Raw genomic sequence first — 12,507 nt, 5'->3', positions numbered from 1 at the left:
GGTTTTAAATTAAGGAGTCGAAAACGGTAATAAAACAATTATGGAAAGTTATAAAATCATTAATGAGTTCATTTCTAAATTAAAGACTAATGAAATCGAAGCTGCAAATTCAATTAAATCATTAATTGAAAAAGATAATTTCGAAAAAAACCTTAAAGTAGTTGACCGTCTATTCTTTGAAAATAAATTAAAAGAAATTAACTCTGATAATTATGAAGAAACGATTTCTTTTATTAGAGATATCCATAAAATTAAATCCGGAGTATATAATGATTTCAATATTTGGAGCGCATCCAAAACTCATTTAAATAAAACTAATAAGAATTTAATTCAAAGACATAATGAATTAAATGAAATTATTGGGTTCCCAGATAATGGCAACGGGCTTTATAAATCTTTTTTAGGAGAAAAAAACCTACTCACTTTTATTAAAAACAAATATAATAGTAACAATATAAATTCATTAGAAACCAGTTCGGAATATAATTTAAAAACCACGTTCGACTTAAATAGCTTTTCAACAAATTGCTTAGAATCAGGTTTAAACTACAATCCCGAATTAATAACAAGATACGTTGCTTCACTCGCAACCAAACCTTTTATTTTATTAAGTGGTTTATCCGGTTCTGGAAAAACAAAATTAGCACAAGCCTTTGCCCAATGGATTTCTCAAGATGAATCACAATATTGTATTGTACCTGTTGGAGCAGATTGGACAAATAAAGAACCTTTATTAGGTTATGTTAACGCATTAGATTCCACAGAATATATATATCCTGAAAACGGAGCTTTAAACTTAATAATTAGAGCAAACAACAACCCAGAAAAGCCATATTTTCTAATTTTAGATGAAATGAACCTAAGTCATGTAGAGCGTTACTTTGCAGACTTTTTAAGTGTTATGGAAAGTAAAGATAACTTTAAATTACACGATGATTCTATAACCAAGAAATCAGGTGTCCCGCACACCCTATCTTGGCCTAAAAACTTATTTGTAGTCGGTACTGTTAATATTGATGAAACCACGTATATGTTTAGTCCTAAAGTTTTAGACAGAGCAAATGTGATAGAATTTAGGATTCATGATTCTGAGATTGCTGAATTTTTAAAAAATGCTCAGGATATTACATCTATAGATTGCCTAGGTAGCGATATGGGCGAATCTTTTATAAAACTTACTGAAGCTGAAACAAATAGAACGAATCTAGATGGACTTAATTCGGAATTACTAAATTTCTTTAAAAAGCTGCAACCACTTGGTGCCGAATTTGGATACAGAACTGCTTCAGAAATTCAGACCTTATTTTCTAAAATAGATTTGATAAATCCAGAATACATTGCCAAGGAAGACGAAAAAATAGACATTGCTATCATGCAGAAATTATTACCGAAACTTCATGGCTCTAGACGTAAACTACTTGAACCTCTAAAAACATTAGCTCAAGAGTGTTTAACAGAAAAAACAGCACAAATATTTAATGAAAAAGGAGAATCTTTAGTAACCCCTGAAAGCATTAAGTACAAATTATCTTTTGAGAAATTATCTAGAATGTACAAAAACCTAATTGATAACGGATTTACAAGTTATGCAGAAGCATAATATTCCATTAAATCATATAAAAAAAGGATTATCGATAGACGTTGTTGCTATTATGGACAACACCTTGTTTCATGTCTTGGATGCTAAAGAAAACAATGAAGCCGATTACCAGATTGTTGAAGGTTGCTTTTATCAATATAAATTAAACGATAAGAGTTATAGTCTAGAACAGAGCCAAGTTGTAGAACAATCGAATTTTAATAAAACTGAAGGTCGTTTAAGTCCTAATATTTATGTAGGCACATTATCTATTCCTGTTTTAGAAGACGGTATTGCAAAAGGTTTTTTAAAACTAGAAGTACAATCAATAAAAACCACCTACCGAAAACATTATAGATTTATGTTAGAATCTATAACCAAGCATGCTACCGATTTAATATTGCAAACTAATTCACCGGTAAATCAGAGTTTAGAAGTCGATTATGATTCTGACTCAAAAACATTATATCAGCAATTTTGTTTTGTAAATTCCATAATTAACACCGAAGAGTTTGATTTAGCAATTCAGCAAATTATAAAATCTCCAGTTACCAATTGGAAAGACAAAATTGAACACAAAGATGTAAGACGATTAAAGCGCTTAAAAAGTAAAGATATCAGACAAGTTATCAATGCTAAAAACCGCATAACTCTTCCTGAACATCATCCGCTCAGAAAATCAGGTATCGATTCTATTGCTTTAAAAATTCCAACTACTACGAATGAAGAAAGTACGGATACTCCAGAAAACAGATTTATAAAACATGTTATAGAAACCTTTTTATTCTTCTGCGAAGAGATTAAATTAAGATGCACTAAAGGCTCTAGATTATACAACGAGGCAGACATAATTTCAGCTAAATTAGAAAGCTATTTACAACACCACTTATTTAAGGAAGTTTCTAGACCCACCACTTTAAAATTAAACAGTCCTGTACTTCAAAAAAAATCGGGATATAGAGATGTTTTAAAAACATGGCTTATGTTTAATCTCGCTGCCAAACTTGCCTGGGAAGGCGGTGAAGATGTCTATGAAGCAGGAAACAAAAACATTGCTAAACTCTATGAATACTGGCTGTTCTTTAAACTTTTAGATGCGATTAAAGAAGCATTCACAATAGATTCAGATGAATACAAAAAGTTAATTGGGATTACAAAAGATAAACTTGGTCTTAATCTTAAAGAAGGTAAACAAATTGCCTTAACTGGAACTTACATCTCAAGAGAAAGAGAATTATCGATAAAATTTTCTTACAATAAAACCTTTGGTAAAAATTCAGATTTAAGCAAGGAAGGAAGTTGGACGTTGCAAATGAGTCCTGATTACACATTATCCATATGGCCCAAAGATCTTGAGGAAAAAGATGCTGAATGCGAAGAGCAAATTGTACACATTCATTTTGATGCAAAATATAAGGTTAAGAATAAATCGGATAATTCAAAATTTAAGGAAGTAGATATTTTTAAAATGCATGCTTATAAAGATGCCATTAGACGCACAGGAGGAGCTTATATTTTATATCCAGGAACAGATGTAAAACCAACAAATTTTAAAGGCTTTCATGAAATTCTTCCTGGTTTAGGCGCTTTTGCAATTAGACCTACAGAAGAAAATAGTGGCATACATAATCTTGTAGATTTTATAAATGAAGTTAGAGACCATTTTTTAAATAGAGCGACCCAAAGAGAGAACATTTCCACTAAAACATATCAAATCACTAAAAACAAACCATCGGGTGATTTTAGAGAGCCAATTCCAGAATATATTAATAGTGAAAAATTAATTCCAGATGACACCCATATTTTAGTTGGTTTTTACAATAGCCAAACCCAGCATGATTGGATTATAAAAAAAAGAATGTACAATTTTAGAATGGGCTCAGGCAACGGTTCTTTGGTTCTAGATAAAGAAACTGTTTCTGCTAAATATTTATTGTTACATACACACGGAAACACATCTTCCGGAGATCTATGGAAGATTACAAGTAAAGGCCCAAAAGTGTATTCTAGGTTAAACCTAGAAGCAAAAGGGTACCCTAAAGCAACAAATAAATCTGATTATGAAAAACATTATTTAGTAATCGAATTGGAAAAGATTAACCTAAGCGAATTTGGGAATAACAATTGGAATTTCAGAAAATTAAAAAACTACAATTCAGGTCATGCATCAGCAAAACCTTTTACAACAACTTTAACTGAATTGATTAAATCAAAAATTGAATAACTCCTATTATAAAAGCCTTACCAAATATTACTATAATTCAACTCGGTTTACACTCACCGCCCCTCAAAATACTCCTTAAGTTTCACAGCAGGACTTGTTTCTTTATTTAAATACCCATGCACACTACTACTCACTACTAAAAGTATAGCCGATACCAGTGCTGTATAAGCAACAGTAGTATTAACAGCGCTATTCGCTACGTAAATAGCCACTAAAGCCCAAGCACCAACTAAGGCAAATTCTCTCATATTTCGTTTCCAAGTCACAATTAAATTTATAGCCGTTGCAATAGTAATTAAACTCACCGCCCAAAATGTTGGAGATAAACCAAAGCCATCCCAATTGTATTTTACTAACACCGCGGATACATTAGCAATACTCGCTACCGTAATCCAACCACTATAAAACACAAAAGGCCACCATAGAAAAGCGATTACAGAAATTGGAGCATCGAACAGTTCCATTTTATTTTTTAGCACAATCTGAATCAATGCAAAGAGTAGCAAAAAGATAAATACAGAAGACAATAAAGTATACTCGTAAATCCATGCTACAATCCATAAGCAGTTAGCAACACAAGACACTACAAACCACCAGCCTGTTTTTACCACAAAATCGTCGTCTCTTACAGTTACAAACAAACTTCGTCCTTGGTAAATTACAAATCCTAAAACCAGGACATAAATTAATCCCCAAATGGAAAAGGCATAACCTGCGGGCGTGAATAAGGTATTGTATTGTTTAGAAACTTCACCAATTGTTGTATTGTTTAATATCCCGGTATTCGAAACATAATTCAAAATAACCATAGCTATAAAACTAAGTCCGTTTACGATTTGTAGTTGCTTTTTCATACCATTCATTTTATGGGTTTAAATGTGTAAAAACCTATTGTAATTTAACGTATTTATCTATGTGTTTTAATTAATACATACTAAAAAGGGTTAGATTTTAGTATATCTAACCCTTTTGGGAAATCGAGTTTACCGTATTTTAAGCAGTTTGCATATCGTGCTTACCTTCCTTAATTTCTTCTATAACCTTAGCATTAAATGCTGGTAAATCTTCTGGCGAACGGCTAGTTACTAAACCTTGGTCTACCACAACTTCTTGATCTACCCATTCTGCACCGGCGTTAACAATATCGGTTTTTATTGAATGAAAAGATGTTACTTTTCGTCCTTTTAAAACATCGGCTTCTGCCAATAACCACGGCGCATGACAAATAGCAGCTACTGGTTTATGGTTTTCAAAAAACGACTTCACAAAGCTTATAGCCTTAGTGTCTCGTCTTAATAAATCCGGGTTTATAACACCTCCTGGAAGTACTAGCGCGTTATAATCTGATTGAGACACTTGGTCTAATGTTTTATCTACTTTATAAGCATCTCCCCAATCTCCATCGGCCCAAGCTTTAATCTCTCCAGATTCTAGAGACACGATGTGCACCTCTGCTCCTGCTTCTAATAAAGCTTCTTTAGGCGATTTTAATTCACTTTCTTCAAATCCGTTGGTTGCTAAAATAGCAACAGTCTTATTTTTTAAATCTTTCATTTTAATAATTTTTAATGTGCATTAAACTTTACAGATGAATTATCTATTGGGAGTTATAAATAATGACTCGACCATGTAATTCTTCCGTTTTTATCTATTACAAAGTTCAGAAACAGTTTGTATTCCAATTGACACGAATACATATAAAGTGAACGCAAATAAAAACGTCATTCCCAACGGAATGACGCTTTTCTATATATTAACATGTAATAACTACTATTATTATTTACGCATGAACCAATATCCAAAGTTCAACGTCTTCGGTTGCACGCCAATTTTGGTCGCGCTTAGTTTGACTTGAAGCTGCTTTTACTGGGCGTTTAAGGCATTGCTCTAATTTAAATCGTCCGCCCACCGCTAGTTCGTCTGCAATAGGATGCGTATCTGTAACCTGAGTGAGTTGTGCTAAATTAGAAAATATAAGAACCAACTTTCCTTCTGGTAACAAGCGTTTCTTTGCGGCCTTAAAGAATTCAGAAAATAATGTCTCTGGATAAGAAATGGCTTCATCAATATGATCTAAATCATGTGCTGCAGGCAACCAAGGCGGATTAAAAACAATGAGTTCGGTTTGCTTTTCCCATTTACCAAAGAGCGGTGCAAAATCCAATTCTATTTTTCTAGAGAGTTTGGTATCTTCCATAGATTCTGTGAGTCCTACAATAGCATTCGGATTGGTATCGGTTCCAAACACTTTCTGAAAACCAAATTTCACGAGTTGCAACGCCAAAACGCCACTTCCTATACCGACATCTATAGCCGATTTTTTTGGTCCGTTATAGCGTTTCAACCAATTATCGAAAAGGATTAAATGATCGAATCGCGTAGGGAAATACACGCCGTAATACGGGTGAATTTTACTGCGCAACACCGGCAAGTCAATTCCGTTTTTATACCATTGCCAAGCACTATTTAAACCTTGCACTTTAGTAAATGGCAGCAAAAAAGATGTCTGCTCTGGATATAGTTTAGCCAACCAACCAATGGCGGGTGCTTTTTTCACGATTAATTTATGGTCTACAATGTTTATGTAAATCAGCTTAGATAACTTCTGATAGGCTAAACGATACGCACGCTGTTCTTTAAACGTCCCATTGGGAAAACGCTTTTTTAAATGCTGATGCAATGCTTTAAGCAAATCTAAACCATCGCTATAGAATGCTGCAATTAATACAGGCTTACCCACTTCTAGAGCCTTAATTGTAAGCGCTACATTTGAAGCTCGGCTAAAAGCTATTAAAGGCTGTTCCGAAAAAAAAGGCGTGGGTTTGTTTACACGTAAATCTGCACTCATGGTTTGACTTAAATAAAAACGGATTGCAGAGTAATGAAGAACGCAAAGCGAAAGATTAAAATGACTATAACATAGTTACTTACTAGCAGTCAGGCATTAATTTGGCCACTAGAGTTTAGATTAATCAATACAAAGACTTTAAGTGAAAGCCAATATACTCCGCTGCACGTAGGCGAATGAAAACAATTAATATCAACAGATAAATTATACGATGACAAAGATACTCTAATTAAACCTCATAAAGTCCGACTAAAAGAATCTGTTTAGATTGCAACAAAGCAATTGAGATATTTACAATAACTTTGAAGATTGTAAAAAATAATAAACATGTTTAAAAAACTAGTAGCCATAGAACCCATAAGTTTGATTCTATCGGCTGAGAAAAAATTACAATCTTTAGCTGAAGACGTGATTTTATACGAAGATATGCCATCTTCTGTAAACGAGATTGTAGAACGTATTGGAGATGCAGATGCTGTACTTTTAAGCTATACAACTACACTTAGTAAAGACGCTATTGCGCAATGCCCCAATATTGCCTACATAGGCATGTGTTGCTCGTTATACACTCCAGAAAGTGCTAATGTAGATATTGAATATGCCAACTCGAGAGACATTACCGTTACAGGTATTCGTGATTACGGAGACGAAGGTGTAGTAGAATATGTAATTAGCGAACTAGTAAGTGCCTTACACGGTTTTGGTGTAAATCCTAACGGTAGCCAAAGAACACCATGGAACGGTTTACCTTCTGAAATTACAGGTCTAAAAGCAGGAATTGTTGGTTTAGGAAAATCTGGAGGAATGATTGCAGATGCACTTCACTTTTTTGGTGCTGATGTCTCTTATTTTTCTAGAACTAGAAAACCCGAAGCAGAAGCTAAAGGTTATACTTATTTACCTTTACAGGAATTACTTTCTGAAAACGAAGTGGTGATCACCTGTCTAAATAAAAACACCATCCTTTTGCATGACGCCGAATTTAAAGCATTTGGTAATCATAAAATATTATTTAACACTGGGCTATCGCCTGCATGGGACGAGCAACCTTTTAACGTTTGGTTAAATGAAGACAATCGTGTGTATTGCGACACGCTTGGTGCTTTAGGAGACAAAGCGCTTTTCGAACACCCACATGTAAACTGTGTAAATATATCTGTTGGAAGAACCAAACAAGCTTTCGACCGTTTAAGCGAAAAAGTAATTCATAATATTGAACATTTTCTTAAAGAAGAATATGCCTTAACCTGTTCAGACATGAATTAAGACTATTATAAATAGAATATATAAAAAGCGGTTACCTAATTAGGTAACCGCTTTTCTGTATTAATAATTAAAATCTATATATTAACTTAAAGCTTCAGATACTAAATAATAAAATGCGGGTCTGTTTTTCATTTTAATACCAGACATTTTATCTACAACGCTTGTAATGGCAGCCATAGCTTTGTCTTTATCTGTTACGCCTAATTTTTTTTCTACAAAATTACGTCTTACAGTTTCCAATTCAGAAGCATCCAATCCAGAAACCAAAACTGCATCTTTATTATCTACCATCGTTTTTAAACTATTTACATAGCCATCTAATTTTTCATGGTCTATATTACTTACTCCACAGTCCGTTAATTGTTTTTCAGCAGTAGCTTTAAGTTGAGCTAATTTTGATTGTACATCACTCATAATATAAATTTTTATTGATTTGATAATTTTAAGGTAGTAAGTTAGAAAATAATTTACAAAAGTGCTATGCTTTAGCTGAAAATTAATATTGGTAATTCTTACTTTTTTACAAAAAATTGATACCAAAAATTAAAAATCGGAAACTTAAAGCACGTCTTATAGAATTTTCATGAATGCGTATAGAACATCTAATAAATAAAACAAGAAGGACATGAATAGTTAAATTACTGAAACTGTTTTAATAAGCATTAATACGGAGCTAAATTATTAAAAATCAAAAAATAGCGTCATACTATTTGGTAATCAAATAGATTATCGTAAATTTGCAAACTCTTTTTAAGAGAGGAATGTTTAATAAATAAAATTAATTAGTGTGGATACATTAAGCTACAAAACGATTTCAGCCAACAAAGCTACTGTTAATAAAGAGTGGGTTTTAGTTGATGCTGAAGGTCAAAGTTTAGGTCGTTTAGCTTCTAAAGTTGCAAAACTTATTAGAGGTAAACACAAACCTAATTTCACACCACACGTTGATTGCGGTGATAACGTAATAGTTATCAATGCAGAAAAAGTCAACTTAACAGGAAACAAGTGGAATGACAAAACGTACATTCGTCACACAGGTTATCCAGGTGGTCAAAGAAGTTTAACTGCTACAGAATTGTTTGGAAAAGATCCAGCAAGGTTAGTAGAAAAATCAGTAAAAGGAATGTTACCTAAAAACATATTAGGTGCCGCTTTATTCCGTAATCTAACAGTTGTTTCTGGTACAGCTCATGCTCATGAAGCTCAAAAACCAAAAACAATAAACTTAAACGAATTCAAATAATGGAAGTAATTCACAAAATTGGCCGTAGAAAGACGGCTGTTGCTCGTGTATATGTTGCCCCGGGTGAGGGTAAGATTACAGTGAACAAAAAAGACGTGGCGGATTATTTTACTACTGCAACTTTGCAGTATAAAGTAAACCAACCTTTAACCATGACTAACAATGATGGCAACTTTGATATTACAGTAAATGTATATGGAGGTGGTATTACTGGACAAGCAGAAGCAATCCGTTTAGCTATTTCTCGTGTTATGTGCGAAATCGATGCAGAAAACAGATTAATTCTTAAGCCAGAAGGTTTATTAACTAGAGACCCAAGAATGGTTGAACGTAAGAAATTCGGTCAGAAGAAAGCTCGTAAGAAGTTTCAATTCTCGAAACGTTAATATTATCATCCTCAACTCGATTGGGAATCGCTTCTTAGCACTCTCAATCTGGTTGAATTTTTTAAAATTTAAAAATAAGTTATTGTTGTCCTAGTTGAAAAACAGGATTTAGTTTAGCATCTAAATGCAGCCAACAGCCCAAAGCATAGCGCTTAAAGCCTAATGGAACATTGCTAATTCAACAGAACGTAAACTATTACAAAATGGCAAAAGTAGAAGTAAAAGAATTACTTGAAGCAGGTGTACATTTCGGTCACTTGACTCGTAAGTGGGATCCAAACATGGCTCCTTACGTATATATGGAACGTAACGGTATCCATATTATCAATTTATATAAAACTGCAGCTAAAATTGATGAAGCTGGTGAAGCTTTAAGCAAGATTGCTGCTTCAGGACGTAAAATCCTTTTTGTTGCGACAAAAAAACAAGCTAAAGACATCGTATCAGAAAAAGCTGGGGCAATTAACATGCCTTACATTACTGAAAGATGGCCTGGTGGAATGTTAACTAACTTTGTAACTATTAGAAAAGCTGTTAAGAAAATGGCTTCTATTGATAGAATGAAGAAAGATGGTACATTCATGACACTTTCTAAAAAAGAACGTTTACAAGTAGATCGTTTAAGAGCTAAGTTAGAGAAAAACTTAGGTTCTATTAGCGACATGACTCGTTTACCAGGAGCTTTATTTGTAGTAGACATTAAGCGTGAGCATATCGCGATTAAAGAAGCTCAAAAATTAAACATTCCAATCTTTGCAATGGTAGATACTAACTCTGACCCTCGTCAAGTTGATTTCGTTATCCCTGCAAACGACGATGCTTCTAAATCTATCGATAAAGTTTTAACTCACGTAACTGGTGCTATTGCAGATGGTTTAGCTGAGCGTAAAGCTGATAAAGACTCTAAAGATTCAGCGAAAGCTGAAAAACCTTCTGCTGCTAAAGCGAAAGCAACATCTACAGAAGAAGAGGAATAAACTACAAATAATCATTACATAACATAAATAAGTCGTTTAGTTCTTTTCTTTACAGAAAAATAATTGAACGACTTTTTTTAACTCATATTACTTAGAAATTATGGTAAAAGTAACAGCCGCAGAGGTAAACAAACTAAGACAAGCTACTGGTGCAGGAATGATGGACTGTAAAAAAGCGTTAGTTGAAGCTGAAGGAGATTTCGATAAAGCTATCGATGTCTTACGTAAAAAAGGACAAAAAGTTGCTGCAAACAGAGCAGATAGAGATTCTAGTGAAGGTGCTGCCGTAGCTAAAGTTAACGATGCTAATACAGAAGGTGTATCTATTGTATTAGGTTGTGAAACTGATTTTGTTGGTAAAAACGAAAACTTCGTTGCATTAGCTAATAGAATTGCTGATATCGCAATGACTGTAGACACAAAAGAAGAGCTTTTAGCTTCAGATTTTGACGGTCTTACTGTTGCTGATAAATTAGTTGAACAAACTGGTGTTATTGGTGAAAAATTAGAAATTAAAGATTTCTCTAAATTACAAGCACCTTACGTAGGTTCTTATGTACATATTAACAAAATTGCTGCTTTAGTAGGTCTTTCTGCTGTTGTAGACAATGGAGATGTTTTAGCTAAAGATTTAGCAATGCAAGTTGCTTCTATGGGTGCTAGCACATTATCTTACAAAGATTTTGATCCGGCTTTCGTAGCATCAGAAACTGAAGCTAGAATTGCGGTTATTGAAAAAGACAATATTGAATTAGGACGTTTAGGTAAAACACTTAAAAACGTACCTCAATATATTTCTATGGCACAATTAACTCCAGAAGTATTAGCTGCTGCTGAAGAAAATGCTAAAGCTGAACTTAAAGCTGAAGGTAAGCCAGAACAAATTTGGGATAAAATTATTCCAGGTAAAATGGAGCGTTACATTTCAGACAACACAACTTTAGATCAAGAACAATGTCTATTAGACCAAAAGTTTATTAAAGACGAAAAAGTTACTGTTGCTAAATATGTAGAATCTTTCGACGGTGTATCTGTAACAGGATTTACACGTGTTGCTTTAGGATAACATAAAATCACTGATATTTTTATCGGTATATACTATTAAAGGTCATTACTCTATTTAGAGCTAATGACCTTTTTTTTTGAATCCAACTCAAGTAAAACCGATAGGTTTACGAAAGTAAATTTTAAGCATACATTTTAAAAAATTTATGTAATTTTGCACAACTTCTATAAAACAGACTATGAAATTTAAACGCATCCTTTTAAAATTATCAGGCGAAGCTTTAATGGGCGAACGTCAATACGGTATAGACCCTATACGTTTAGCCGAATATGCTAAAGACATTAAAACCATTACAGATGCTGGTATTGAAGTCGCAATTGTAATTGGAGGAGGAAATATTTTTAGAGGTGTTTCGGGAGCAAGTAATGGAATGGATCGCGTTCAAGGTGACCATATGGGTATGCTTGCAACGGTTATTAATGGGTTAGCTTTACAAAGTGCTCTAGAAGATGCCGATATCCCTACACGCTTACAAACAGCAATTAAAATTAATGAGGTTGCAGAACCTTTTATCCGTAGAAAAGCCATGCGTCATTTAGAGAAAGGACGTGTCGTTATTTTTGGTGGAGGTACAGGAAATCCGTATTTTACTACAGATTCTGCTGCTGTACTTAGAGCTATAGAAATTGAAGCTGATGTTATTTTAAAAGGCACTCGTGTAGATGGTATTTACACTGCAGATCCAGAAAAAGACAGTAGCGCCGTTAAATTTGACACCATTTCTTTCGACGATGTTTTAAAGAAAGGATTAAAAGTAATGGATACTACAGCATTCACACTTAGCCAAGAAAACAGACTACCAATTGTTGTGTTTGATATGAATAAGAAAGGTAACTTATTACGCGTCGTATCGGGAGAAAACATTGGAACAGAAGTAAACGTTTAATTTGATTTTTTTAAGTTATATCACAGTAAAGT

At 33.7% G+C, this 12,507-nt stretch carries 12 protein-coding genes; 8 read left to right on the top strand and 4 right to left on the bottom strand.

Going from position 1 to position 12,507, the window contains the following annotated elements:
* Positions 1–40 precede the first annotated feature (40 nt).
* Positions 41–1,600 (top strand): McrB family protein, encoded by a 1,560-nt coding sequence (locus BN863_RS01050; protein WP_051774417.1) that lies wholly within the window; start codon positions 41–43, stop codon positions 1,598–1,600.
* Complete coding sequence (locus tag BN863_RS01045) at positions 1,587–3,803, top strand: DUF2357 domain-containing protein (protein ID WP_051774416.1); 2,217 nt, start codon at positions 1,587–1,589, stop codon at positions 3,801–3,803. Before BN863_RS01050 ends, BN863_RS01045 begins: the two co-directional genes overlap by 14 nt.
* A 53-nt stretch (positions 3,804–3,856) precedes the next feature.
* Here BN863_RS01045 and BN863_RS01040 read toward each other — a convergent pair whose 3' ends face one another.
* The 3 genes from BN863_RS01040 to BN863_RS01030 form a co-directional block, all read right to left on the bottom strand.
* The gene (locus tag BN863_RS01040) at positions 3,857–4,657 is read right to left on the bottom strand and encodes a tryptophan-rich sensory protein (protein WP_038532980.1); all 801 of its coding nucleotides are present in this window, start codon (positions 4,655–4,657) and stop codon (positions 3,857–3,859) included.
* A 139-nt stretch (positions 4,658–4,796) separates the two neighbouring features.
* On the bottom strand, positions 4,797–5,357 hold the full coding sequence (locus tag BN863_RS01035) for a type 1 glutamine amidotransferase domain-containing protein (RefSeq protein WP_038526388.1): 561 nt from the start codon (positions 5,355–5,357) through the stop codon (positions 4,797–4,799).
* Between the two features lie 226 nt (positions 5,358–5,583).
* Positions 5,584–6,651 (bottom strand): methyltransferase, encoded by a 1,068-nt coding sequence (locus tag BN863_RS01030; RefSeq protein ID WP_038526385.1) that lies wholly within the window; start codon positions 6,649–6,651, stop codon positions 5,584–5,586.
* A gap of 327 nt (positions 6,652–6,978) precedes the next feature.
* Here BN863_RS01030 and BN863_RS01025 point away from each other — a divergent pair, with 327 nt between their 5' ends.
* Positions 6,979–7,917, top strand: coding sequence for an NAD(P)-dependent oxidoreductase (locus BN863_RS01025; RefSeq protein WP_038526382.1), 939 nt, complete (start codon positions 6,979–6,981; stop codon positions 7,915–7,917).
* 81 nt (positions 7,918–7,998) lie between these two features.
* Here BN863_RS01025 and BN863_RS01020 read toward each other — a convergent pair whose 3' ends face one another.
* Positions 7,999–8,331, bottom strand: coding sequence for a DUF2853 family protein (locus BN863_RS01020; protein WP_038526380.1), 333 nt, complete (start codon positions 8,329–8,331; stop codon positions 7,999–8,001).
* 373 nt (positions 8,332–8,704) lie between these two features.
* On the opposite strand from BN863_RS01020, the gene rplM reads away from it, so the two are divergent.
* From rplM to pyrH, 5 genes are all read left to right on the top strand, one after another.
* The gene (gene rplM / locus BN863_RS01015) at positions 8,705–9,160 is read left to right on the top strand and encodes a 50S ribosomal protein L13 (protein ID WP_038526377.1); all 456 of its coding nucleotides are present in this window, start codon (positions 8,705–8,707) and stop codon (positions 9,158–9,160) included.
* Positions 9,160–9,546 (top strand): 30S ribosomal protein S9, encoded by a 387-nt coding sequence (gene rpsI, locus BN863_RS01010; RefSeq protein ID WP_038526375.1) that lies wholly within the window; start codon positions 9,160–9,162, stop codon positions 9,544–9,546. The genes rplM and rpsI overlap by 1 nt, the downstream gene beginning before the upstream one ends.
* 203 nt (positions 9,547–9,749) lie before the next feature.
* A complete protein-coding gene (rpsB, locus tag BN863_RS01005; protein ID WP_038526372.1) occupies positions 9,750–10,523 on the top strand; it encodes a 30S ribosomal protein S2 in 774 nt (257 codons plus the stop codon).
* Between the two features lie 100 nt (positions 10,524–10,623).
* On the top strand, positions 10,624–11,589 hold the full coding sequence (gene tsf / locus BN863_RS01000) for a translation elongation factor Ts (RefSeq protein ID WP_038526369.1): 966 nt from the start codon (positions 10,624–10,626) through the stop codon (positions 11,587–11,589).
* A 178-nt stretch (positions 11,590–11,767) separates the two neighbouring features.
* Positions 11,768–12,475: a UMP kinase gene (gene pyrH, locus BN863_RS00995; protein ID WP_038526367.1), complete on the top strand. Its 708-nt coding sequence runs from the start codon at positions 11,768–11,770 to the stop codon at positions 12,473–12,475.
* The last annotated feature ends 32 nt before the right edge of the window (positions 12,476–12,507 follow it).

This window comes from Formosa agariphila KMM 3901, from assembly GCF_000723205.1.
GTDB classification, from domain to species: Bacteria; Bacteroidota; Bacteroidia; order Flavobacteriales; family Flavobacteriaceae; genus Formosa; species Formosa agariphila.
This window is presented reverse-complemented; position numbering and strand designations above follow the sequence as displayed.